The organism is Nocardiopsis sp. EMB25 (assembly GCF_026797795.1).
Classification (GTDB): Bacteria; Actinomycetota; Actinomycetes; order Streptosporangiales; family Streptosporangiaceae; genus Nocardiopsis; species Nocardiopsis lucentensis.
Genome location: NZ_JAMTDN010000001.1, coordinates 1,286,974 through 1,310,413, shown reverse-complemented (window position 1 = coordinate 1,310,413; position 23,440 = coordinate 1,286,974). Strand labels below are relative to the sequence as shown.

25 protein-coding genes are annotated in these 23,440 nt (G+C 70.8%); 9 read left to right on the top strand and 16 right to left on the bottom strand.

Annotated features, from left to right (window positions below):
- Positions 1-156 precede the first annotated feature (156 nt).
- Both KIK06_RS05700 and KIK06_RS05695 read right to left on the bottom strand, forming a co-directional pair.
- A complete protein-coding gene (locus KIK06_RS05700) occupies positions 157-489 on the bottom strand; it encodes a DUF397 domain-containing protein (RefSeq protein WP_268642230.1) in 333 nt (110 codons plus the stop codon).
- Positions 479-1,300 carry a helix-turn-helix domain-containing protein gene (locus KIK06_RS05695; protein WP_268642229.1) on the bottom strand — a complete coding sequence of 274 codons (822 nt, stop codon included), beginning with the start codon at positions 1,298-1,300 and terminating at the stop codon, positions 479-481. The genes KIK06_RS05700 and KIK06_RS05695 overlap by 11 nt, the downstream gene beginning before the upstream one ends.
- A 179-nt stretch (positions 1,301-1,479) precedes the next feature.
- On the opposite strand from KIK06_RS05695, the gene KIK06_RS05690 reads away from it, so the two are divergent.
- Positions 1,480-1,764: a hypothetical protein gene (locus KIK06_RS05690; RefSeq protein ID WP_268642228.1), complete on the top strand. Its 285-nt coding sequence runs from the start codon at positions 1,480-1,482 to the stop codon at positions 1,762-1,764.
- A complete protein-coding gene (locus tag KIK06_RS05685) occupies positions 1,764-2,015 on the top strand; it encodes a hypothetical protein (protein ID WP_017601528.1) in 252 nt (83 codons plus the stop codon). Before KIK06_RS05690 ends, KIK06_RS05685 begins: the two co-directional genes overlap by 1 nt.
- 83 nt (positions 2,016-2,098) lie before the next feature.
- Here KIK06_RS05685 and KIK06_RS05680 read toward each other — a convergent pair whose 3' ends face one another.
- The 4 genes from KIK06_RS05680 to KIK06_RS05660 form a co-directional block, all read right to left on the bottom strand.
- The gene (locus KIK06_RS05680) at positions 2,099-2,593 is read right to left on the bottom strand and encodes a MerR family transcriptional regulator (protein ID WP_268642227.1); all 495 of its coding nucleotides are present in this window, start codon (positions 2,591-2,593) and stop codon (positions 2,099-2,101) included.
- Between the two features lie 9 nt (positions 2,594-2,602).
- Positions 2,603-3,481: an SDR family NAD(P)-dependent oxidoreductase gene (locus tag KIK06_RS05675; RefSeq protein ID WP_268642226.1), complete on the bottom strand. Its 879-nt coding sequence runs from the start codon at positions 3,479-3,481 to the stop codon at positions 2,603-2,605.
- Between the two features lie 270 nt (positions 3,482-3,751).
- Positions 3,752-4,711 (bottom strand): IS481 family transposase, encoded by a 960-nt coding sequence (locus KIK06_RS05665; RefSeq protein WP_268642225.1) that lies wholly within the window; start codon positions 4,709-4,711, stop codon positions 3,752-3,754.
- A gap of 111 nt (positions 4,712-4,822) precedes the next feature.
- On the bottom strand, positions 4,823-5,506 hold the full coding sequence (locus KIK06_RS05660; protein ID WP_268642224.1) for a TetR/AcrR family transcriptional regulator: 684 nt from the start codon (positions 5,504-5,506) through the stop codon (positions 4,823-4,825).
- A gap of 86 nt (positions 5,507-5,592) precedes the next feature.
- Here KIK06_RS05660 and KIK06_RS05655 point away from each other — a divergent pair, with 86 nt between their 5' ends.
- Entirely contained in the window at positions 5,593-6,186 is a 594-nt protein-coding gene (locus tag KIK06_RS05655; RefSeq protein WP_268642222.1) for a DUF4386 family protein, read from the top strand.
- Positions 6,187-6,273: 87 nt separating this feature from the next.
- Here KIK06_RS05655 and KIK06_RS05650 read toward each other — a convergent pair whose 3' ends face one another.
- On the bottom strand, positions 6,274-7,770 hold the full coding sequence (locus tag KIK06_RS05650) for a CYTH and CHAD domain-containing protein (RefSeq protein WP_268642221.1): 1,497 nt from the start codon (positions 7,768-7,770) through the stop codon (positions 6,274-6,276).
- Positions 7,771-8,100: 330 nt separating this feature from the next.
- On the opposite strand from KIK06_RS05650, the gene KIK06_RS05645 reads away from it, so the two are divergent.
- Positions 8,101-8,418, top strand: coding sequence for a hypothetical protein (locus KIK06_RS05645; RefSeq protein ID WP_017601534.1), 318 nt, complete (start codon positions 8,101-8,103; stop codon positions 8,416-8,418).
- An 84-nt stretch (positions 8,419-8,502) separates the two neighbouring features.
- On the opposite strand, the gene KIK06_RS05640 is transcribed toward KIK06_RS05645, so the two are convergent.
- A complete protein-coding gene (locus KIK06_RS05640) occupies positions 8,503-9,087 on the bottom strand; it encodes a TetR/AcrR family transcriptional regulator (protein WP_268642219.1) in 585 nt (194 codons plus the stop codon).
- A 69-nt stretch (positions 9,088-9,156) separates the two neighbouring features.
- Here KIK06_RS05640 and KIK06_RS05635 point away from each other — a divergent pair, with 69 nt between their 5' ends.
- Entirely contained in the window at positions 9,157-10,530 is a 1,374-nt protein-coding gene (locus KIK06_RS05635; RefSeq protein WP_268642218.1) for an MFS transporter, read from the top strand.
- Positions 10,531-10,868: 338 nt separating this feature from the next.
- On the opposite strand, the gene KIK06_RS05630 is transcribed toward KIK06_RS05635, so the two are convergent.
- From KIK06_RS05630 to KIK06_RS05620, 3 genes are all read right to left on the bottom strand, one after another.
- On the bottom strand, positions 10,869-10,991 hold the full coding sequence (locus KIK06_RS05630; protein ID WP_268642217.1) for a hypothetical protein: 123 nt from the start codon (positions 10,989-10,991) through the stop codon (positions 10,869-10,871).
- Between the two features lie 185 nt (positions 10,992-11,176).
- Positions 11,177-11,371: a hypothetical protein gene (locus tag KIK06_RS05625; RefSeq protein ID WP_268642215.1), complete on the bottom strand. Its 195-nt coding sequence runs from the start codon at positions 11,369-11,371 to the stop codon at positions 11,177-11,179.
- 51 nt (positions 11,372-11,422) lie between these two features.
- Positions 11,423-11,974: a DapH/DapD/GlmU-related protein gene (locus tag KIK06_RS05620; protein ID WP_268642214.1), complete on the bottom strand. Its 552-nt coding sequence runs from the start codon at positions 11,972-11,974 to the stop codon at positions 11,423-11,425.
- Between the two features lie 90 nt (positions 11,975-12,064).
- Here KIK06_RS05620 and KIK06_RS05615 point away from each other — a divergent pair, with 90 nt between their 5' ends.
- From KIK06_RS05615 to KIK06_RS05605, 3 genes are all read left to right on the top strand, one after another.
- Positions 12,065-13,006 (top strand): LysR family transcriptional regulator, encoded by a 942-nt coding sequence (locus KIK06_RS05615; protein ID WP_268642213.1) that lies wholly within the window; start codon positions 12,065-12,067, stop codon positions 13,004-13,006.
- Positions 13,007-13,184: 178 nt separating this feature from the next.
- Positions 13,185-15,503 carry a hypothetical protein gene (locus tag KIK06_RS05610; protein WP_268642212.1) on the top strand — a complete coding sequence of 773 codons (2,319 nt, stop codon included), beginning with the start codon at positions 13,185-13,187 and terminating at the stop codon, positions 15,501-15,503.
- A 313-nt stretch (positions 15,504-15,816) separates the two neighbouring features.
- Entirely contained in the window at positions 15,817-17,172 is a 1,356-nt protein-coding gene (locus KIK06_RS05605) for a potassium channel family protein (RefSeq protein WP_268642210.1), read from the top strand.
- A 63-nt stretch (positions 17,173-17,235) separates the two neighbouring features.
- On the opposite strand, the gene KIK06_RS05600 is transcribed toward KIK06_RS05605, so the two are convergent.
- From KIK06_RS05600 to KIK06_RS05590, 3 genes are all read right to left on the bottom strand, one after another.
- Positions 17,236-17,925: a DUF2306 domain-containing protein gene (locus KIK06_RS05600; RefSeq protein ID WP_268642209.1), complete on the bottom strand. Its 690-nt coding sequence runs from the start codon at positions 17,923-17,925 to the stop codon at positions 17,236-17,238.
- Positions 17,926-18,051: 126 nt separating this feature from the next.
- Positions 18,052-18,738, bottom strand: a complete 687-nt coding sequence (locus KIK06_RS05595; protein WP_268642208.1) for a response regulator — start codon at positions 18,736-18,738, stop codon at positions 18,052-18,054.
- Positions 18,735-19,889 carry a sensor histidine kinase gene (locus KIK06_RS05590; protein WP_327084630.1) on the bottom strand — a complete coding sequence of 385 codons (1,155 nt, stop codon included), beginning with the start codon at positions 19,887-19,889 and terminating at the stop codon, positions 18,735-18,737. The genes KIK06_RS05595 and KIK06_RS05590 overlap by 4 nt, the downstream gene beginning before the upstream one ends.
- A 196-nt stretch (positions 19,890-20,085) precedes the next feature.
- Between KIK06_RS05590 and KIK06_RS05585 the strand changes: the two genes are divergently transcribed.
- Positions 20,086-20,346: a hypothetical protein gene (locus KIK06_RS05585; RefSeq protein ID WP_017601544.1), complete on the top strand. Its 261-nt coding sequence runs from the start codon at positions 20,086-20,088 to the stop codon at positions 20,344-20,346.
- Between the two features lie 71 nt (positions 20,347-20,417).
- Here the strand turns inward: KIK06_RS05585 and KIK06_RS05580 are convergent, their stop codons facing one another.
- Positions 20,418-22,181 carry a TIGR03767 family metallophosphoesterase gene (locus KIK06_RS05580; RefSeq protein ID WP_268642206.1) on the bottom strand — a complete coding sequence of 588 codons (1,764 nt, stop codon included), beginning with the start codon at positions 22,179-22,181 and terminating at the stop codon, positions 20,418-20,420.
- Between the two features lie 380 nt (positions 22,182-22,561).
- Positions 22,562-23,350, bottom strand: a complete 789-nt coding sequence (locus KIK06_RS05575; protein ID WP_268642205.1) for a FadR/GntR family transcriptional regulator — start codon at positions 23,348-23,350, stop codon at positions 22,562-22,564.
- Positions 23,351-23,440 lie beyond the last annotated feature (90 nt).

Sequence of the window (23,440 nt, the reverse complement as noted above, 5' to 3'; positions counted from 1 at the left end):
GCTCCCGGTGGACGGCGCCTCGCGCAGGGTGAACACGAGCAGCGGGGCCATGGCGGCCGAGGCGGCGTCCAGCAGGCCCAGGGCGGGACGCTCCGCCCGGGGCCGACCGACACTGACGATCCACGGAGAACCACCGTCTCCGCGGTCTGCGAGGAACTAGAGGGAGGCGGCCTTCACGGCTCCCAGGAGCGCGGCCCACTCACGGGGGGTGGCGTCGAGCTGTCCGAGGTCGCGGTTCTGGGTGTCCCGCAGCGCGGCCCCGACGCGCGTGCGCGCCGCCTCGACACAGTCTCCGCCGTTGCCGTGGGAGTAGGAGGACTTGCTCCACTCGCCCTCACGGTTCAACCGGGCCTCCACGCAGTCGCCACCGTTGGACCCGCTGTACGTGGACTTCTCCCAGGTGGGACGCAGCTCCAGCCGGGCCTCGACACAGTTTCCACCGTTGGTCCCGCTGTACGTGCTCTTCGTCCACATGCTCTCAAGTGCCATGGTCAAATGTCCTTCGGTACTCGTAGAGGGCTTTCAGGCTCTTCTCAGGGGACAGAGCGACACCCAGGAGTTCGCTGAAGACCCTATCCATCCGCTGTACGTGTTCGACCTCTGTGATCATCCGACCTGAGACAGCGTCCTCCACGTAGAGCGCATCCGGCTGATCGGAGAAGCTCAGCAGCGTGAAGGATGAGATGAAGGGATGGTGCTCTGTGTCCGCAGGGATGACGTGCAGCCGGATGGTATCGGCTTCTACCATCTCAATGAGCCGGTTTAACTGATCCGACATAACCCGGGCACCGCCCGTAGGCACCGTAAGCACCATCTCGTTGTAGATGGCGACCATCCTTGGGGAGGCTGGCCCTTCCCAGATCGCTTGCCGGCGCATCCGCCCTTCAACCAGCTCATCGATCTCGCGAGAGGCGGCGAAGGAGTTGCCGGCCTTGAGCATGGTCCTGGCGTATGCCTCGGTTTGAAGGAGCCCTGAGAGCCCTACTGGTTCGAACTCCCTCACAAGCGTGGCTTTGGGTTCAGCTTGGACTCGCTCGCTCATCCACTCGGGATAGGCCCGCTTCTCCGAGAGTCGGAGCCAGAGGCCGAACAAGTCCCCGTTAGCCTGGACGAGTTTGTCCAGTTCCGCCGCCATTGCCTTACTCGGCCAGTGTGTCCCCTGCTCGAAACCGCACACGAGCCCGTTCGAGCAGGTCATCTGCCTCGCCAGCCAGGACTGCGTCTTACCTGCCTGGTTGCGAAATTTCCGCAGCTCAGTCCCCCACCGGAGCGCATGCGGCCTGACCTTGCGTTTCGCCATATCTTCACCATCTTCACCAGGTGAAACACCAAAGAATATCCCTGTTGCCTGATGATCGCACTCCGTTCAGAGCCCTAGGTTTTTCCGGCGTCCTCTTGAATCCTGGTCACAGTTGGTGGCGCTCCGGATCGACGGATGTATCACCATCTTCACCATGCATTTCAAACAAAGGGGACATTGTGACTCCACGGGAGGCGGCCAAGGCACTCTGCCTTGAGCTGGACAAACACGACCTCAAGCCACTCCCCCGCAAGGGAATGGTGATCGAGGTGCACAAGGGAGACCAGAGCCAGACGGTGCTCCTGCGCGAGACCGGCGAGGGCCTCTACTGGTACTGGGTGTGGGACTCCTACCGCACCGGCACCGAGCCCTACGAGTACGACCGCGCGCTGCCCGTCGGCCAGGAGCCCGAGTTCGCCCGACGCATCTTTGGCGTCCTCTCCATCCCGAAGGCGGACCTGTGATGAGCGCCGTCAACCACACCCCGCGCTACCTGGGCGAGGTCGCCCCCGAGACCGGCGAGGCGCTCGCCGTCTTCGAGGGCGTCACCGAACTCGGCCCCGGCCGGATCCTGTGCTCGGCGGTCGGCCTCCTCCACCTGTCGGAGCGCGGCACCCTCTTCCGCTGCCCCAGGGGCGCGGTCGTGGTGCGCAACGGCCAGATGATCACCTTCACGAAACTGGGGCACGGTGACCTGCCGAAGACCCACGTGTAACGCCCGCATCCCCCGAAACCGCGTCCGCCCCCGGCAGTGGAGCCGAGGGCGGACGGTCGTGTTCGGGAGAACGAACGTCGGTGTCAGGACGTCGTCGGGTCGAGGGAGTGAACGTCCGGCCCGGTCGAACCCCCGTAGGTGGCGATCTTGTACTCGGTCGCCGTGAGGGAGAGGGTCAGCTCACGGATCCGGCGGCGGATGGTGTCGCGGTGTTCGATCAGCATGTCGAGCCGTTCGGGCACCGTCTCCTCCCCGGCGTCGACGAGCGAGACGTAGTGCTGTAGGTCGCGCATCGGCATGCCGGACAGCCGCATCCGGGTGAGGAACACCAGGCGCCGCACCGCTTCGGTGTCGTAGACGCGATGACCACTACCGTCACGGGCCACCGCGACCAGCCCGGCCCGCTCGTAGTAGCGCAGCGTGTGCGGCGAGACGTCGAGCAGGTCGGCGGCCTCGGTGATCGTCATCGACTCGGGTACGTCGGCCAGGTCGACGAGGCGGCGGATCGCCTCGACCGACAGCGGATCGTCGTCCGCGAGCGTTTCGAGTGCCCTGCTCATCAGATCGTCTGTGGCCATGGAACCAGCCTAGATCGGCCGGGCCGACGCCGGGACGCCCTCGAAGTCGGCGCCGCGCGCGGTCTCGGCCCACCGCCCGACCTCCTCCAGACCACGCCGGTAGGCGGCCGAGACACGCTCGACCGCCTCGCGCCCGAGCGGCAGCCGCAACGGCACCTCGTCACCGTGGGCGAGGGACACGATGATCCCGGCCGCCCGCGCCGGGTCGCCCTCCTGGGTTCCGTCGGCCCCGGCCATGTCCGCGCGGACGGCGGCGAGCAGGTCGCGGTAGGTCTCGGACGCCTCGGCGAACTCAAGCGTGCCGGAGGCGTTGAAGTCGGTCCGGAACCGGCTGGGCTCGACGATCAGCACGCGGATCCCGAACTGCGCGACCTCCCCGGCCAGGGCCTCCGACCAGCCTTCGAGGGCGAACTTCGACGCGGAGTAGGCCGCGACGCCGGGGAACGACATGCGCCCGCCCTGGCTGCTCATCTGCACGATCGTCCCGGTGCTCCGCGCGCGCATCGCGGGCAGCGCCGCGCGGACGAGCGCGGCGGGGCCGAACAGGTGCAGGTCCATCAGCTCCCGCAGCTGCGCGTCGCCGACCTCCTCGACCGCTCCGACCATGCCCCGGCCCGCGTTGTTGACCAGCACGTCGAGCTGGCCGAAGCGGTCGAGGGCGGCCCGCACGAGGTCCTCGGCCGCGGTGACGTCCCGGGCGTCGAACCCCGCGACCAGGCAGTGGTCGGGGTACTCGGCCGCCAGGTCGGCCACGCTCCCGGGTCGGCGCACCGCCGCCACCACGTGATCGCCCGCCGCGAGCGCCGACTCCGCCAGTGCGCGCCCGAAACCGCGGGACGCGCCGGTGATGATCCAGGTCTGCGCCTGTGTCTGTGTCCGTGTCGTCATGGCGGCGACGCTAGGACTTCGAGCGCGCTCGAACGCAAACCGGGCTGACGCGAACCGGACGGGGCCTCCCCCGAGGCCGGTGCGGCCCTCGCCGTGTTCAGCGTGTGTCGCCCGGTCGGGTCCCGGCCGGATCGGCGGTGGCTCGGAACGTCGACCACCCGGCCGCCCCGGTCGCGGGCGGGGAACCGACGCACGCCCCGCCACTCCCCATCCCGCAGGGGGTGCGCGACCTCCGCGTCGCCCCACCGCGGCCGACATCCGCGACGGAGGCTAGCTGTATTGACCTGAGAGGTTAGGTACACGAGAAGCGGGAGGGCCGCTGATCGCGGTGTGGAACCGGTGGTGATTGTAGCCGTGCAGCCACCCGGTGAACGCCTCCCGCTTCTCGGTCTCGGACCGGTAGGGGCGGGCGTAGGCCCATTCGTCGGTCAGGGTCCGGTTGAACCGTTCCACCTTGCCGTTGGTCTGGGGCCGGTAGGGGCGGGTGCGCTTGTGCTTGACGCCCTGGTCGGCGAGCAGGTCCCGCCAGGTGTGGGACCGGTAGCAGGACCCGTTGTCGGTCAGCACCCGCTCCACCACGATGCCCACCGACGCGAAGTAGGCGTGGGCGCGTTCCCAGAAGCCGGTCGCGGTGTCCTTCTTCTCGTCGGCCAGGATCTCTGAGTAGGCCAACCGGGAGTGGTCGTCCACGGCGTTGTGCACATAGGCGTACCCGGCCTTGGCACGGTGTTTGCGGCCCTGGGGGCGTCCCAGGACTTTGTGGCCGCCGCCGTTGGGGATGTTGCCGAGTTTCTTGATGTCCACGTGCACCAACTCGCCGGGCCGGGTCCGTTCGTAGCGGCGTACCGTCCGTCCGGTGGCCCGGTCCAGATGCGCCAGGCGGGACATGCGGTGCCGGGTCAGGATCCGGTGCACGGTGGAGGCGTGCATGCGCAGGTGGCCGCCGATACGGGCCGGACCCCACCGGTGGGTGACGCGGAGCTTGATGACGCGGCGTTCGCGTCGGGTGGGGGTGCGCCGGGGCGAGCGGGCCGGGCGGCTGGAGGCGTCGGTCATCCCGGCCGAGCCCAGGGCCCTGTAGCGGGTGGCCCACCGTTTGGCGGTGGTGGGACTGACCTGGAAGCGTTCGGCGGCCCGCCGCAGCGGCCAGCCGTCCTCGACGACGCACTGGGCCAGGAGCAGGCGTCCTGCGGGGGTCAGGCGGGCGTTGGCGTGGGTAGTGTGGGGCATCGAGGGCCTTCTGGTGAGCTGGTGTAGATGTGGTAATCCACACCGATACCGAAGGCCCTCTTGTTGTGCGTCGACCGGGGTGGGTGTTACCAACCTCCGTGGTCAGTACAGCTAGCCCTCCCCGAACGCCGCGACGGCGTCCAGGACCAGTTCGAGGCCGGGCTCGAACTCCTCGCCGAAGTCGTAGTCGGCCCGCGCCAGGTGCCCGGCGGCGAACGCGCTCAGATACGGGTACCGCTCCCGGTCGAGACCGGCCATGGCCGACTCCACGGCGCCGGTCGCGTCCTCCCCGGCCTCCGCGTCGTCGAACGGCAGCGCCGCCTGCTGGAGCACGAACCCGTACACGTAGGCGTCGATGATCGTGTAGGCGCGCGCGGTCATCGCCAGCGAGAAGCCGTTGTTCACCAGTACACCGACCACCGCGTCGTGGTGCCGGAGCGTCGCGGCCCCGGGGGTCGTCCTGCTGTCCAACAGCCCCAGCGCCCACGGATGCCGGGCCAGCACCGTACGCGCCGAGACGGCTCGCCGACGCAGCTCGTCCCGCCACCGGCCGTCCACCCGAGGCAGCTCGATCGCGCCGAAGACCAGGTCGACCATGCCGTCCAGCAGGTCCTCCTTGCCCTCGATGTGGCGGTACAGCGACATCGGTTTCACACCCAGGGCCTCCGCCAGGGACCGCATCGTCAGCGCGCCGAGTCCGTCCGCGTCGGCCAGGGCCACGGCTGCGGCCAGCACCCGGTCACGATCCAGCGGCTCCGCCCTCCTCGACCCGCGTCCCGCGTCGGATCCGGACACGCGAACCTCCTTCGTCTGGTGTTGACCCACCTGCCCGTCCCACCGTAGCGTACTTAGTAAGCTTACTAAGTACGCAGGAGTACGGCATGTCCCATCGCAGCTCCGGTCGACTGGTCGGGACCCTCTTCCTCGCCGCGTTCGCCCTCTACGGTGGCGGCGGCTCCTTGGCCGACCAGCCCGTCGGCCTCGGCCTCATGCTCCTCAACTCGGTCGCGGTGGCGACCATCGGAGTCGTCACCCTCGGCGTCCTCCGGACGACCGCCCCCGGCGTCGCCTGGACCTACCTCGCCGTCCGCGTCGCGGAGGCCGTCCTGCTCGCCGCCGGGGTGTTCCTTCTGGCGTCCGGGAACGCCGCCGGCAACGACCTCGCCTACGCGGCCGCCATGGTCGTCCTCGGGGTCGGCAGCGTCCCGTTCTGTCGCGCCCTGTCGACGCGTCTCGGGATGCCCGCCTGGTTCGCCTGGTGGGGTGTGGTCGGGTACGCCCTGCTCGCCGTCGGCGCGGTACTGGGGTCCGCTTCCCCCGGCGCCGGTCTCGTACTGGCCGCCCCGGGCGGTCTCTTCGAGGTCGCCCTCGGCCTGTTCCTGCTCGTCCGGGGCTTCCCCGTCCCGACACACGCGCCCCCGGCCTCCGACGGACGCCTCCACCCCGGCCCGCGTGCCGAGGAGGGCCGTCGCTGAGGAACGGGAGCCCTCACCCCGACCACCGCGCCTCCAGCCGGTGAGGGCGCCCGGCAGCCGTCGAACGACACGGTCCGCATCGGGGGCTCAGGCGAGGGGGTGGCGCGGGTCGGGGCCCGAGCTCCACACCCGAGCGGCCTCGTCGATGAGCGCTTCCCCCCTGACGACCTCCGCCCCGGCCACGGCGCCGAGCGTGACCAGGACCCCGTCGTCGTGGTCGCCCGCCTCGACCAGGGTCGGCGCGTGCTCGTCGAGGTAGGTCCGCAGGGCCACGCCGTCCTGGTGCTCGCCGAGCACCTCCTGGAGACCGCAGGCCCAGGTGCGCACGCGTTTGGCGCGCTTGCCCAGGACGGGAGCGGCGAGCGTGGCGGCGTAGCGGGCGCGTTTGGCGGCCTTGCGGACGTCGTGCCAGGCGGTCAGGCGTGTGTCGGCGTCCTCGGCGGCCACCGCGCGGTCGTGGGCGGCCGACATCCGGCGGCAGGCTCCGAGGAGGTCGTCGGACAGGACGGGACGCGCCTCGCGGTGGGCCGCCTCGGTGAGCGGCGGGTCGGCGCGCAGGCGGTCCAGGGCCTCCAGCAGCGCGAAGTAGCGCGGGCCCGACAGCTCCTCGGTGATCCGCTCCATCTCGGCGGCGCGGTGGTCGTCGACGGCGCGCAGCCAGGTGTCGGTGGGCCGGTGCCCGGCGACGCGTTCGGGGAGGTCGTCGATCCACCGCTCGCACCGGTCCCGGAGGACCTCCAGGTCCCGTGCCAGGCCCAGCACACCCGCCAGGTCACGGAGTTCGTCGGCGACCTGGCGGGTGGACCCGCGGTCCAGGACGGACGGGAACACCTGGAGCACGGCGCGGATCCGGCGGGTGGCCACCCGCATCTGGTGCACGGCGTCGGGTTCGTCCAGGCGGACCTTGGGGTCGTGGGTGAGCAGGTGCTCGACCTGGTCCCACAGGTAGGCCAGGACCACGTCGCCCGCGGTGTCGCCCCGGGGGCGGGGGACGGGCGGGGGGACGCGGTCGCCGAGCACGGTGAGGAGTTTGCTGCCGGTCGCGGAGGGGGTGGCCCCGGCCGAGGTCAGGCGTCGGCCGATGTCGTGTTGGAGTTCCCGGCCGCCCGAGGCGAGTTCGATCTCGACCTCCCGCCAGGCTGTGGTGGTGGTCGCCTCTCCGGTGACCGTGTCGTCGGCGACCAGGGCGAGGGATTCGCCCGCGGTGTCGCGCAGTTCGTACTCGGTGCGCCGGGTGCTGATCCGGGCGACCGGGCGCAGGGGTTCTCCTCGGACCGCCGAGGCCGCGAGCCGGGCCAGCTCGGCGGGGACGGTGTCGGTGTCCCGGCCCAGCGGGGCGTGGAACTCGCGTTTGGCGTCCGGCCCCCACGGGATCTTCAGGTGCCATCCGGCGTCGGTTCCACCGGTGCGTCGGCGCAGGGTGATGCGGCGAGCGGCCAGGCTCAGGGCGTCGGTGTCGTAGTAGGTGGCGTCCAGTTCGTGCGTGCTCTCCTCCATCCCGCCGGGCGCGAGGTCGGCCAGGTCGGGCAGTCGCGTACGGGTGTCGACGGAGTAGGTGGTCTCGATCTCGATGTGGTCGGGCACCGGCGGTTCACCTCCGGCGTCGCACCCCGCGCCCCGAGGGGCCGGGGCGGGTGGTGGGTCCTTGTTCCCTAGCATTTACCCGCACGACGCCGGGGGAAAGGTGTCGCGACGGGTTTCGGCTCCGCTTCCGGAGACGAGGGAGGGGTTCCGGAACACCGCGGTGCGCGCCCGGCCCGTGTCCACCGCCAAGAGCCGGGAACGGAACGGTAAGGACTCGGCGGGAGATCGCGGCGTCTCCCGGAAACCGCCACGGGGCCCGGGGTAGGAAGGCGTGGTAACGACGCCCGCCCGGTCACGACGGCGGGCCCGACACGAGAGGCGCACACCGCCATGCCCCACCCCGACATCACCGACCGGGCCGTGCGCGACCTGGTCGACGCGATCAACGCGGGCGACCGCGAGGCCTTCGCCGAGGCGCTCACCCCCGACGCCACGATGTCCGACGACGGGTCGGAGCGCGATCTGTTCCAGTGGGCCGAGAAGGAGATCTTCTCCGCCAACGGCCGCATGGACGTCGTCTCCGCGAGCGACGAGGGGCGGTCGCTGGTCGCCGACTACCGCAACGACGCCTGGGGCTCCATGAAGACCCGCTGGCGGTTCACGGTGACCAACGGGAAGGTCTCCAGGTTCGACACCGGCCAGGCCTGACCCGGCGTCGCGGGGCGGGGTTCGTCCCGGCTCCTCCGTCCCCGGCGTCCGGGCGCCGAGAGCCGTCGGCGACGACGCGACCCCTCACTCCGACCACCGCGCCTGAAGCCCCGCCACGTAGTCGCCGACCACGCCCTCGGCGTGCTCCTGGGTGACGCCCCCCGCCATCAGCAGTGATCCGAGGCCGTGGGCGAGGGCCATGACCTCGGTGGCGATCCGCCCCGCCCGCGCGGCGTCCACTCGTTCGTCCGCGCCGATGATTCCGGCGAGGTGGTCGGCGAGCGCCCGCAGGTGGTCCCGGTAGGCGGTCGTGGCGGTGTCGGGCCTGGTGATCGCCAGCAGTTCGAGGCAGACGCCGACCCGGTGGAAGGCGCGGCCGTCCTCGTCGGTGGGCAGCGCCTCGTCGAAGAACGCCCGGACCGCCGCCACCGCCGCGCCCTCGCCCCGTACCGCCGTCCGGGCGCGCCACCTCTGGAGGCTCCGGTCCGCGAGGCGTTCGAGCGCGGCCGTCAGCAGTCGTTCCTTGGACTCCCCGTAGTACTGCACCAGGCGCAGCGACACCCCGGCCTCCGCCGCGACCGCGCGCATGGTGACCGCGTGCAGGCCCTCCCTGCCGAGCAGACGCTCCACGGCGTCCAGGATCTGCTCACGACGCTGCGACTCCGACACTCCCGGCTCCCTCCGACACGCTGATGATACGCTCGTATCAAGTTGATACATGTGTATCAAGGAGGACGTGTGGCGACCACTTCCCGAACACTCGCGCTGTGGGTCGCGTGTGTGGCCCAACTCCTGGTCGTGCTGGACATCTCCGTGGTCAACGTGGCGCTCCCGTCGATCCAGGCCGACCTCGCGATGGGCCCGACACAGACGACCTGGGTGGCGCTCGCCTACGGTCTCGGCTTCGCGGGGGCGCTCCTGGTCGGCGCACGTCTGGCCGACGTCCTCGGCACCGGGCGGGTCCTGTCGTGGGGGCTCGGCGCGTTCACCCTGGCCGGCACGGTGGGCGGGCTCGCCACCGACGGATCGGTCCTCGTCGGCGCGCGGGCCGTCCAGGGCCTCTGCGCGGCCGTGGTCTCACCGGCCACCTTCACCCTGCTCACCACCACGAACCCGGAGGGCCCGGCCCGAACGCGGGCCGTCGCCGCGTGGACGGCCGTCAGCCTGGCGGGAGGCGGTGTCGGCAACATCCTCAGCGGAGCCCTCACCGAACTGGTCTCCTGGCGCGCGGTGCTGCTGGTCAACCTGCCGATCGGCCTGGCCGTCCTCGCCGGGGCGGCCGTCCTGCGCCGGCGCTTCCCCGACGCGCCCGGGCACGGGCGGCTCGACCTGGTCGGCGCGGTCCTGGCCACCGGCGGTTTCACCTGTGCGACCTACGCGCTGTCCGCCGCCGGCGGCCACGCGAGCGCCGCGTGGGCGGGCGCGGCGGCCCTCGCGGGTGTCGTGCTGTTCGTCCTGCTCGCCGCGCAACAGCGCCGGACCGCCCATCGGCTGGTGCCCCGGGGTCTGCTGCGCAACCGGCTCGTGGTGCGCGGGAACGTCGCCACCGCGTTGACCGCCGCCTGTTTCCAGGTGGGGCTGTGGTACTTCCTCACCTACCGGATGCAGGGGCCGATGGGGTTCTCCCCGATGCGGGCGGGCCTCGGGTTCCTGCCCCTGACGTCGGCCCTGCTCGTGGTCAACACCTGGATCACCCCGCGCCTGATGGCGCGCGTCCCCTCCCGGACCCTCGTCGCGCTCGGTGCCGTGTCCGCCGCCGCGGGCCTGGCCTGGCAGGCGTTCGCCGTCGGGGACGCCTACGTGCTCGCGGTGCTCGGGCCGAGCCTGGTGGTCGGGGTCGGCGGCGGCCTGCTCACCACTCCCCTGGCCACGATGGTGACCACCGGTGTCCCGGCCGAGGACGCGGGGGCGGCCTCGGGTCTGATGAACACCGCCAAGCAGTTCGGCGGAGCCCTGGGCCTGGCCGCCGCGACCGCCGCCACCGCGCTCGCGGGCACCGACGGGGCCGCCTTCCTGTTGATGGGAGCGCTGGTCGGCACGGTCGCCCTGCTCGCGTTCCGTCTGCCCAGCCCACGGGAGCGACGGGCATCCGGCGCCCCCGTGTACGACTAGGGCCTGTTTTTTGGAACGGTCACCCGAGGGGGTGCCGTTCGGGCGCCGGCAGGGTTCTCAAGGATCGAGACTGCGCCGTAGGCGTCCGTTGAGGGTGGTGGTGGGCGACGGGCGGGCGAGCCGAGCCGCGTGGCGAGGAACGAGCGACAGGCGAGGACGAGGATGAAGAATCCCTGCCTTCGGGGTGCCCGAACACGGTCCGAAGCGAAGCGGAGGACCCAAAAAAAACACTGCCTAGGACGTGCCCGTTGAACGCGAGTCCAGACCAGCACCGCCGCAAGGACCGCAGCGGAGCGGTGGACGATCGCGAGCTCGTCGAACCTCGTGGCCAGCCCCCTTCACTGCTTGAGTGACGCCAAGGACCGCTCGACCACGTCGCGGTCCCCGTAGACCGCTTGAGTCGGACTTCGGCGGACCTCCTCCGGCCGAACCACGACGGCGACGGTGTTCGTTCTGGTCATGTCGCTCGGGGATAACCGCGATGATCCCCCGCGCCTTCAGCGTCCGGCAGATCGCGCGGGAGGAGCACGCCCGGTCCCGAGCAGCATGGACGGAGTCGTGCGCGGGCGACCCGCTCCAGTCCTCGGGATGGGCAGGCCGCCCGGCAACTGGGCGAGGGGCCGTCCGTCGTGCGCCTGCCCGGGCGTCACGACGAGGGCCGATGCCGTCCCCGGCCGTCAACGGCGTGATGGATTTTCGTGGTCGGCCCGCCGTGGGAGCGGTCGATCGTGGCGTCCACAGCGACCCTCCGGTCGATCCGGCCGGCCGCGTCCGCGGCAGCGAGCAGCACGTGGAGGATCCGGTCCCACCGCTGGTCGGTCAGCCGGGCGTGACGAGGCATCGGGATCAGACCGCGGGTGTTGCTCACCCCGGGCCGGTGGCCCGAGCGGGCTCAGTCGATCGTCTTGACCACCCGGGCGGGAACTCCCCCGACCAGGGTGCGGGCAGGAACATCACGAGTGACCACCGCGCCTGCGGCGACCACGGCACCGGTACCGATGGTCACTCCCTGGGTGACCACGGCGGCCGCTCCGATCCAGACGTCGTCTTCGATAACGATCGGGGCGAAGGAGAGGTACTCGCGGCGCTCGGCGAGAGGCAGCGGGTGCCCCCCGGTGATGAGGCTGACCTTCGGCGCGATCATGACACCGTCGCCGATGTGGATCCCGCCCTTGTCCATGAACGTGCATCCCTGATTGACGAACACGTTCTCCCCGAACGTCGTGTTCAACCCGTACTCGGTGAAGAACGGCGGGTAGATCGTCACCGACTCCGAGAGCGGGCCACCGAACACAACAGAAAGTAGATCAGCACGACCTTCGCTGTCGCCAAACGGCAGCGCGTTCAGCCGAGACGTCGCGTCGGTCACCTCCACGATCCGCTCCGCATGGCGCGCGAAATCGGGCGTCTGGACATATATGACCTGTTCTGTGCGTGTAGACATGCGCTGATCCCACCACCCCGCAGAACGCGCGGTCAAACAACCGTACGCCCCACCAGACACAACCAATCGTTGTAGAAATAGGCTGAGGTCGTGGATATTGAAGCGCTGAGGACGTTCGTGGCCATCACCGGGACCGGCCAGTTCCAGGCCGCGGCGGACGAGCTCGGGATCAGCCAGCAGGCGGTCTCCAAGCGGATCGCGGCCCTGGAGAGACACCTCGGGGTCACGCTCCTGGTGCGGACCTCCCGAGGCTCCAGGCTCAGTCTGGACGGGCAGGTCTTCCTGCCGCACGCCAAGAAGGTCCTCACAGCCCTCGAACAGGCCGAGCAGGCCGTGCGCCCCGGCAGCCGGCCCTTGCGCGTCGACGTCCTCAACCGGCGCATTGCTCCGGCCCAGGCCGTCTACCGGTTCTACCGTTCCCACCCCCAGATGGACCTGGACACGGTCACACTGAGCAACGAGAACGCCGCCCAGGCCGCCCAGGCGGTGCTCGAAGGAACCGTCGACGCGTCCTTCCGCGCCCTGTCGGCAGAACGGGTCCCGGCCGGGATCAGCACCGAACGTCTCCTGGACGTACCCCTGGAACTCCTGGTCGGGCCCGCCCACCCGTTGGCGGACGCACCCCGGACCAGGCCTGCGGACCTGGCCGGCCACCGCATCTGGATCCCCGGGATCAGACCCGGTACGGAGTGGGCGGCGTTCTACCATGCCCTGTCCGAGGCCTTCGGTCTGAGCATCGACGCGCTCGGCCCCAACTTCGGTGACGAGGCCCTGATGGACGCGCTGGCTGACTCGGCCTCTCTGGCCACCCTCGTCGGCAGCGGGGACCGGTACCTGTGGCCCCAGGCCCACGACCTGCGGCGCATCCCGTTGCATGATCCGACCCCGGTATACCCGCACGTGCTGCTGTCCCGCAGCGGAGAGCGGCACCCCGTACTGAACGCACTACGCGAACATCTGCGCACCTCAGGGCCGCGAACCCCGGATGACGTGTGGGCCCCGGACTGGGTGGACCGCCGAGTGGGCGACTGATTCAACGGGCACGCCCCAACGGTCGGGGGCCGACTGTGTCAACCGCATGACACTCCGCTCGCACCCGCGCGGCGGCGGTGGGACCGTGGAGTGGTAGCGACTCCGTCTCAGGATCGCGCACGGTGCTGGAATCCCGAAGCGCACGCGGATCGGCGGCCGCGCTTTGAGGGTGCGTCACATGTACGGAACGAACATCTGTATCTGTGCCCTTCTCGGCCTCACCGCCGTCGTGATCGCCATCGCGTCGTCGGCCCTTCTGGCCGCCCCCGCGCCGTTCGCCACGTTCATCCTGATCCCCACGGCCGGGATACTCATCTGGTTCTGCGGAAGGGAGATACGGGAGGAACTCGGAGACTCCGCCCTCCTGGGGGTCGTGGCTTCGCTCCCCCTCTTCTCCAGCGTCATGGCTCTGACGATCCTCGAACTGGTGGGCACACGTTGCTGCGTTGGAATCCCCGGTTCGGTGACTCCAACGCCGAACCATCCATGCCTTTGCGGATTCCTCGGTGAGAACTGGTTCCGGCGGTCACTGGACGCCATGTTCCCCGTCCTCGCCGGAGATCCGCGACTCCCCTATCTCACCGTCCTCGTCGTGCTCAACGGCACCGCTCTTCTCTCCTCGTTCCTCCTACTCCGAGGGATCGCGCACGTCTTCGGTCAGCGCGGTCTGCGCCTCTCCGCCCTGGCGATGGCCGCGACCGCCGTCATCTGGGCGGCGTGGAGCCGTTTTCCCGAGGGTTCCGAACAGCTGCCCGACTGGCCCGATCCGATCCGAGGGGGCTGGACCGCCGCGCTCCTGGTCCTGCTGGGCGGGGGATACCTGTGGTTGGAGGCCACCGCGGTCAGACGCGAACCCAGTGTGCAGGTATCCAGTACCAAAACTCAGGACAACGAGGCGACCAGGAAACTCAATCATGAGGTGAGGTCCCGGCTTCCCGCCATCGAGGTGCTCGCACCGGCGTGGAAGCCCGGCGCGCCCCCGGGGCACGCCGTCGCCGCCATCGTCGAGAGCAGCGACCTGCCGGGGTCCAGGGTCACCTCGGCGCTCATGCGGGTATTCGCCCTCGTCCTTCCGGTTCCCCCGTCCTACGGCGTCCGGGTACGGGCCGACGGCCCGGAGGGAAACGCCCCCGAGGACAACGGGTACGTGTCGGCCACGGTCGAGGTGCACGACCGTATATCCGGTAAGACACTGCACCAGACCACGCTGCCCGCGCTCCGTTCGGATCTGGCCGCCATTCGGGCGGCCGGGTTCGTCGCCTCCCGCGTGTTCGCGGAGGATCCCCTGATACCGGAGTGGGCGAAGGGGAGATACGAAGGAGAGGACCTGGCCGCCTACCTGATGGCCAGGGAACTCCCGCGACTCGACAGACGATACTGGGGTCAGGGCCCCACCGACCCTTATCAGGACTACGAAACGTTCCACGCGATGCAGCAGGACCGTATCGACATCCTCCGGCGCGCGGCGGACTCCCGACGCGCCTCAGGAGTGGTGCGTTATGAACTGGCGTCGCTGTACGAGCAGAAGGGCGAACATGTCAAGGCGCTCCGCCTGCACGCCGTGAACCGAGCCCAGTACTCATCGAAGAGAAGTCGGAACAAGATCTTCCAGAGAAGCCGATACCGGATGGTCGTCCTCCTGAAGATGATCGCGAACCACAGGTTCGCGGAAGTGTGGAACGCAGCGGATCCACAGGATCTACGTGACATCTTCCACGCTCTGAGGCTGGCCGGTCTCATGACGAAGTCGAGAACGTTCGAAGACCTGGAGGAGGAAGAATTCGTTTCACCAGAGGAGAACCGAGACGGCCCACGAAGGATCCGCATCGCCCTTCTCCGCATAGCCAAGGCGGAAGCCTGTGCAATGGACAGGCACTTCTCCAGGAGGAGGATGTTCTGCGAGGACGTGAGGTGGCACGGAAAGAATCCCTACAGCGTCCTTCCCCCCGGAATCAACTCCCAGGAATCCCCCTGGAGAAGACGGAAGTACTACAATATCGGATTCCGCCTGCTACACGGCAGCATAGCCAGCCGAATCGCCTCCGCCGAAGGAAGGCTGCCCGTCTACGGGCACTGGTGGCTACAGCGGCATCGACAGGAGGAAGAACTCAAGCGGATAGAGGAGGACATCGAGGAGTTCAGGAAACTCAACCCCGGGTGGGGGCAGTGGGGGATCACCTACAACAAGGCCTCACTCATCGCCACCCAGAAGTTGGAGTCCGGCATCCCGCTCGCCCCCGAGGAGAGGGCAGAGGCTGTGGACGAGGTCATCGCGGCGCTCCGCGAGGCGTTGAACCCCTCGGCGTGCGAACACTATCGCCCCTCCGAACTCCTGGCACGTGACCCGGACCTGGAATGCATGCAGAATGAAGACAAGTTCGTAGCACTTCTGGAAGAACAGTACAAACGCGACTGGCAGACCAAACCCCCCTTCCCCCGCTCCCTCGGACAGGAGCTGGTCGCGCGCCGCACCCGACCGTTCACTGAAGACCTCTGAACGAGGGGCCGGTGAGGACACCCGGCTCGCACGGCGACCGGGGCGCCGACGGCCCACCATGCCCCCGGACCGATCGCCGATGACACCGGCCTCTACACTGTGCTCCAGACGACGGCTTCGTCCTTGTTTGTCAGGAATCCGTCGTCGTCTCCCCCTGTCCGGTCACGGCGCGGTGTTCGCGCCGCCCGGGTGCGATGACCACGAATCCCGCCCCGGGTCGACCCGCGCCCCACACCGTCGCGCGGCCCGACCGGAATCACCCGATCACCACAACACCGGTGGGGCAGTCCCCCCGCCAGGGATGAACCGACCCATGAGCCAAGCACACGCTCCCGTCCGGCACCGCTCGTTCGTCATCATCGGCGACACCAACCTGGCACGCGGGGTGTGCGCGTCACTCCAGGAGGAGACGTACGCCGTCCGGCACCTCGTCCAGCCGAAAGACGAGGAGCTGCGTGAGGTGATGTCGGCGTCCCACGACGCCGTGGCGGTGCTGCTGCACGACGACGCCGCCGCCCTGCGGTACGCGCTGGCGGTCGCCCACATGTCCCCCGACATCCGGATCGTCGTCACCATCTTCGACCGGACCGTGGCCGACGAACTGCTCCGGCTGCTCCCGCAGTGCCACGTGACCTCTCCGGCCGACCTGGTGGCTCCCACCCTGGCCGGACCGTGCGCGGACCCCGACCTCGTCGCGCTGTACGACGAGGCCGCCCCCGCACGGGCGGTCCGGGTGACCGGCGAGGGCCCGCCGCGTTCCGAGCAGTGGACGCGCGGACGCACGGGCTGGCGGGCGTGGTGGAGCCGACTGGCGGGGCAGCTGCGTTCGTACGACCCGGGCACCCGTCTCATGCTCGGGGGGCTGACCGGGATCGTCGCCTCGCTGCTCCTCGACTGGGTGTGGCTGCTCGGCCTCGGTCATCCGCCCGCCGAGGCCCTCTTCCACGCCGCGCGTGTCGTCGCCACCGTGGGACCGGCGGTCGCGGCCGAGCACTCGATCGCCTACCAGCTGGTCTCCAGTGCCCTCATGCTCGGCACGATCGTGTTCACCGCCATGTTCACCGCCGGTCTCATCGAGCGGATGCTCGGTCCCCGCCTCGTCGGCCTGATCGGCTCCCGTACCGTCCCCCGGTTCGGGCACGTGATCGTCGTCGGCATCGGCCAGGTCGGACTCCGACTGTGCTGCGAGCTGCGCCGACTGGGCGTCCCCGTCGTCGGCGTGGAACGGGACCCGCACGCGCCGAACGTACGCCTCGCCCGCTCCCTGGGCATCCCGGTGGTGGCCGGACACGGCGGTGACCGGGCCGTCCTCGAAAGACTCCACCTCCGTCGCGCCCGGGCCCTGGCCGCCGTGGGCTCCGACGACCTGGACAACATCACCGTCTGCATCGCGGCCCAGGGTGTCTCCCCCGGGACGAGGGTCGTCCTGCGGGCGGGTGAGCACGAGGCGATCGCCGAGACCCGATCGCTCCTGCCCCTGGGCACCATCCGTGACGTGACCAGCCTGTCCTCCGCCTACGTGCTGGAGCGGCTCCTCGGCGGGCGCGCCACCGGCGTCATCGCGCACGGACACGACGTGTTCGTACGGCTGCCCGACGGCGCCTTCGCTCCCTGGCCGCTCGCCGCGCGCCGGGGGTGCGCACACGTGGACACCGCGGTCTCCGTGTGAGGGGTGAAGGTCTCGCCCCGCGCCTAGGGACACGGTCCCGGGCAGACCAGCCCCGGTCGGGCCTCAGACCGCCCGCCCAGACCCCGCGGCCCCGAAAACGCGCGTTCTGGCACGCCGCCCCACCGGTCGCCGTTCCCCTCGGCGGATGATCACCTCGGCCACGGCGAGGTTGACCGCCCAGCCCGCGCCCATAAGCAGCGCCCGGGTGAGCTCGCCCGGAGCGCCGAGGAACAGAACCCAGGGCAGGTGGGTGAGGACCTGCGTGCCCGCGCCCTGGCCGATCGCGTATCCGCGGATCATCCAGGCGCGGTGCCGGACGATGTCGCGCCGCCGTACCGCGACGAGGGCGAGGACGAGGGCCAGGGCCATGGCCGCACCGAACACGAGGCGTTGAGCGGTGAGGAAGAGGCCGTCGTCGATCTCGGGAAGGTCGTAGAACACGGTCATCCACACCCCCGACAGCGCCGCGACGATCCCCAGCGGTACCAGCAGCCACCCCGACGCGCGATGCCAGCCGATCCACCGGCGGCGCAGCCCCGGAGTGAACTGGACGGCCCCCAGGAGGCAGTACACGCTGGCGCTGACGACGTGCAGCACCAGGGGCAGCGGATCAGCGAAGAACCGGGCGTTGCGCGAGGTGACCTCCGCTCCGCCGGTCAGTTCGCCCAGGCGGACGGCACCGGCGATCACCGGAACAGCGCTGAGCGCGAGCAGCGCGACGAGTATGGTCCAGCCCGTTCTGGAGCGGGTCACGGCGAGTCCCTTCGGTCGGCCGACGGCGGCATGGCTCCACCGTGGCCGTCGAGGGGGCTCCGAGGCATCGGCGATCGGGCCCGAACCGGGTCAGCCGAAAGTACGAGGGGCGGACCGTACCGCCGGTCACCCCCGGGCGGTCCCCTCACGGCCGACACCGTTCCTGACACGCTTGGTCTCGTAGGCCCATATCGCGATCTCGACGCGGTTGCGGGCCCCGAGCTTGGCCATGAGGCTGGCGATGTGGGTCTTGACGGTGCTGAGCGAGATGTGGCACTCGTCGGCGATCTCGCCGTTGGTCCGCCCCCGGGCGACGGCGGCGAGGATCTGCTCCTCGCGGTCGGTGAGCGGCTCGACGGGCTGGACCGGCGGCGCGGCCGGCCCGGAGTCGGCGAAGGCGTCGAGCAGCCGCGCGGTGACGCTCGGCGCGATGAGGGCGTCGCCCCGGGCGGCGGCGCGCACGGCCTGGGTGAGCAGGTCGGCTCCGGCGTCCTTGAGCAGGAACCCCCGGGCCCCCGCACGGAGGGCCGCGTAGACGTGGTCGTCGAGGTCGAAGACGGTGATGACGACGACGGCGAGGGGGACCTCGACGTCCGGTCCGGCGAGGGCGCGGGCGGCCTCGATGCCGTCGACACCGGGCATGCGGATGTCGAACAGGCACACGTCGGGGCGCAGGCGCCGCGCGAGCGCGACCGCCTCCGCGCCGTCGGCGGCCTGGCCGACGACGTCGATGCCGGGCTGGGCGTCGAGGATCATCGCCAGGCCGGTACGGACGATCTCCTGGTCGTCGGCGACGACCACCCTGATGCTCATGTCGCCGCACCCGCCCGGGGCAGCACGGCGGTCACGGTCCAGCCCCGGTCGGGGTCCGGGGCGGCCTCGCAGGTACCGCCGAGCAGGGCGGCCCGTTCGGTCATGCCCACGAGCCCGTGTCCCGGAGCCGCCGTGGAGCGCGGGACACCGGTCTCGCCGTCGTCGCTCACCCGCAGACGCACCGACGCGGCGTCGGCGGTGACGCGGACCTCGATCCGGGTCGCGTGGCGGGCGTGCCGACGGGCGTTGGTGACCGCTTCCTGGGCCAGGCGGAAGATCGCCGCTGCGACCGGCGAGGGAAGGTCGTCGACGGCGCCGGCGATCGCCACGTCGACGGGCGGACCGGTCCCGTCGCGGCCGGCGAGCCGCCGGAGGTCGCCGAGCCCCGGGCTGGGCCCCGGGGCGGCGGGCTCACCCCAGCGCAGGGCCCGGACCATGACGCGCATCTCGGTCAGGGTGCGTGAGGCCTCGGCGTCGATCACCCTGAGCGCCTCGGCCGCGGCGCCCGGTCGGGACTCCGCCACCGCCAGGCCCGCCTGGGCGCGGATCGCGATCGCCGAGACGTGGTGGGCGACCGTGTCGTGCAGGTCGCGGGCCAGACGCTCGCGTTCGAGCAGCCTGACCCGGTCGAGCTCGCGCTCCCTGGCCCCGGCCCGGAAGCGGACCGCCGCGGCCAACGCACAGACCGAGAACAGCACGGCGGAGCCGCCGACGAGGTCGGCGAGGCCGGAGGCGGAGCTCTCGAGGGCGATCCGGGTGGTGGAGCTGGCGAACACGATCACCGAACCCGCCACGATCTCGCGTCCGGAGCCCCACCGCACCAGGGAATACGGCAGGAGCAGGAAGCACACCGCCGTGTACATCGGTGCGGACACGCCGCCCGTCACCAGGAGAAGCAGCCCGGGGACGCCGAAGGCGACCGCGAGCGCCGTCAGCGGACGGGTGCGACGCCACAGCAGTGTGGGCACCAGCCCGGCGACGGCCGCCGCCCACAGGAACCGCCACGGCAGGTCCGGCCGCAGGGTCCCTTCGAGCACCGCGACCGCGACGAGCACCCCCACGAGTGCCCAGTCCCGCCGCGTCCGCGGTGGTGGGTCGGCGGGGCGGGGCTCGTTCCACACGGACCTGAGGAGGGTGTCCACGGACAGCATGCTACGAGAGCGGGCGCGCGCACGGATCGGCCGGAAGGAGGAGGGGCGCGCGGTAGGGGGTGCGTGCGGGCCGATGACTGGCTAGCGTCGGAAGTAGCAGCAGCGGCCGGTCCCGCCCGTCGGTGGTCGGAGAGGACCCGACGGCCGCGCCGGGGCCGGGCCCTGAGTCACGCACCCCGACAGGGGGGATGTTCCCATGGCTGTCTGCGACACCTGCCACAACGACTACTGGATGTCGTTCGACGTCGAGACGATCAACGGGGAGCGGTACACCTTCGACTGCTTCGAGTGCGCCATCCAGCGGCTCGCTCCGGTGTGCGAGAAGTGCTCCTCGCGGATCATCGGTCACGGGGTCGAGGTGGAGGGGCGGTTCTTCTGTAGCGCCCACTGCGCCCGGGAGGGGGCGACCTCGAACCTGGCCCAGCGGATCTGCGACTCGGTCGGGGCCCACCCGTAGGTTCCTCGGGCACCCCGGTCGGAGGCCGGGGTGCCCGTCGGGGGCGCTGGTGGGCGAAACCGCCCCGCCCTCTATCGGGCGGGGTTGCGGGCGGCGACCAGGAGTTCGACGTTGCGGTCGCGCGGTCCGCCGTAGCCCGCCGGGTCGGCGTACAGGTCGTTGACCGACAGCTCCCGGTACAGCGACGCGAGCCCGTCGGCGGAGAAGTCCCCGTGGTCGGCCTGGTAAGGGCTGTCCGCCTCCAGCAGGGTCGTGAACAGCGACAGCGTCCCGTCCTCGTTGTCCACGATCTCGATCGCCCGCGCCATCTGCGGGTGGTCGATGTGCGAGGCGGTGTTGATCTCCCAGAAGCCGCGCTCGGCGGTGCCGTGGGTGTGCGCCTGGATCCGGTTGTAGTGCGTGTGCCCGTTCACCCAGGCCAGCACGTTCGGGTAGCGCTTGAGCATGTGCACGAGGATGTCTCCGGTCAGCCGCAGGTCGCCCGGGCGGCGGCTGTCGGGGAGGATGTTGCCCATCGTGCCGCTCGTGTGGTGGGAGAAGAGCACGAACAGCTCGTCGGTGACCTGCTGGGTGCGCCGCCACCCCCAGAAGTCGTAGTAGACCGAACTGGAGGCGCGCAGCGTCCGCTCCAGCCAGTCGAACTGGTACTTGCCGATCGACCCGTCCGCCAGTCCGGCCAGCGTGGTGGTGTCCATGCTGACACCGGTCACACCGTCGGCGATGCGGAAGGTGTAGAAGCAGTCCACACCGTCGGCGTTGTCGTCGGTGAAGCCGTGTCCGACGGGCCCGGGCCCGGTGTTGGCCTCGTCCAGGTGTGCGGCGACGAACGCCCGGGTGTCGAAGGGGGCGCGCCGGTCGTCGGGGGTGACGGTGGAGGTCACGGCGGCGGTGGAGACGGTGTCGTCGGGGGATTCCACCTCGTCGGGCATGCGGCCGAGCTCGTCCTCGTTGGTCATCGCCTCGGCGGCCTGGTCGCGCACGTCGTCGTCGGCGAACATGATCTTGCGCTCGCCCAGGTAGGCCTCGTCCATCGAACCGGCGGGCAGGGTGCCCGCCGGGGTGTCGTCGTGGTTGCCGATGGTGCAGTACCAGGGCACGTCCAGGCCGGGGCTCTCGAAGGGGGCGACGGCGGCGGCCAGGAATCCCGGGATGGTCGGGAAGCCGCCCCGGGTCTTGTACCGGTCGGCGAGGTCGCTGTCGGGCTGCCAGTACAGCTCGTTGCCGCAGTTCTGCACGCCCTCGTACCGGGCGGGGTCACCGGTGTTGGGGGTGACGGCGCCGCCGTTGAGGACGGCCATGAGCCATTCCAGTTCGACGGTCTCGTGGTTGTCGGTGTTGTCGCCGGTGGTGACCATGAAGTCGAGGGGACGGCCGGTCACGGGGCCGACTCTCAGCGAGTTGACCCGTTTGACCAGCGCGGACGCGCCGAGCGCCGACAGCGTCTCCTGGGGGCGGTGGGCGCTGGAGCCGATCACCGGATGGGTGTACTCGAAGCGGACGGGGCTCTGGGCGTCCATGATGTGCAGGTCGGTGAACTGGACGAACGCGGCGAGGGCGGTACGCCGGTCGTCACGGCCCGGCTGGGCGGGGACCAGGTCCTCGCGGACCTCGATCGGCCACCCGGGCCCAGCGGTGAGCAGTCGGTAGCCCTCGCCGACGGGCGTGGCCACCTGGGCGAGCGTGGTGCCGTCGGGCCGGGCGACCCGGGACATGGTCTGGCGGACGAGTCGGTCGAGCGCGGCGGCGGAGGCGGGGGCGGCGGACAGGCCGAGGGCGGCCAGGCCGAGTCCCGTCGTGGTGGTCGTGAGGAATCCGCGCCGGTTGAGGGGAGCCATGGGTGTGCGACGTCCTTTCGGCCCCGGCCGGGGGTGGCCGGTGGGGGTGGGGCGTCGTCATTGAAGACCGGCGGGGCGGTCAGGGGCAACGGGGGTGCGGGGGACTGTTTCCTACTCGGCGGTAGGCATCCGGAGCGGCCCGGGGTAGGGTGACCGGTTTGGCTCCGGACGCCGGGAGCGGAGCGACCGATGCGTCACACACCGTGATCGAACGATGTCCGTGCGGGCGTCGTCGGCGCTTCCCGTCGCGTTCGCCCGAGCATGGGCGAACCGTCACAAAGATGAGTGGATTTCACGTTTGGCCGGATCCGGCCAATTCCGCCCGGATCCGCGCCCGGGCCCCGGCTCCAACCGGAGTGGCCCCGCCCGTCCCGGAGCGCTCAGGACAGGAAGCCGCGCAGCAGCGCCTCGCTGCCCTCCAGGTGCTCGTCGACGGCGAGCCGGGCCGACTCGGGGTCGCGGGCGCGGATCGCGGCGACGACCGCGTGGTGTTGGGCGCCGCTGTGCTCCAGGTTCTTCACGAGCATGGGCATAGCGTCGAGCAAGCCGTTCAGGCGCATCCGGGCGTCGGTCAGCGCCGACACGAGCGAGCGAGACCCGGTCAGCTCGGCCAGCGTGAGGTGGAAGACCGTGTCAAGCCTGCGGTAGTCCTCCACGGCGGCCCCGTCCACGGCGGCCAGCCGCTCGGACAGCAGCGCGTCCTGCTCGGGGGTGAGCCCGCGCTCGGCCAGCAACACGGCGGCCCCGACCTCCAGGGCGCGGCGCAGGGTGAAGATGTCGTCGAGGTCGCCGCCCATGTCGGCGAGCACCCGTCGGGCCTCGGCACGGCTGGGGCGCGGGGGCACGTACGTGACGAAGGTTCCTCCGGAGCGGCCCCGCCGCGACTCGACGTATCCGGCCTCCTGGAGAGCGCGGATCGCCTCTCGCAGGGTGATCCGGCTGACACCCAGGCGCGTGGCCAGGTCGCGTTCGGCCGGGAAGCGCTCGCCCCGGGCGACCACGCCGAGCTTGATCGCCGACAGCAGCCGTTCGACCGTCTCCTCGAAGGCGTTGCCTGCCTGAACAGGGCGGAACACGGCGTCGGCCGCGGGCTCCGACGGGAGCGTGCTGGTGGCGTCCCCGGTATCGGTGTCGACCCCGGCTCCGGTGACGGGCCCGGCGTCAGCCATGCGGCCCTCCTTGTCGCGTCCTGTCGGCGTGTTCGATCTCGTACACCCAGGGTACGGCCGCCGCGCCGGGAACTCGTCCCGGCGCGGCGG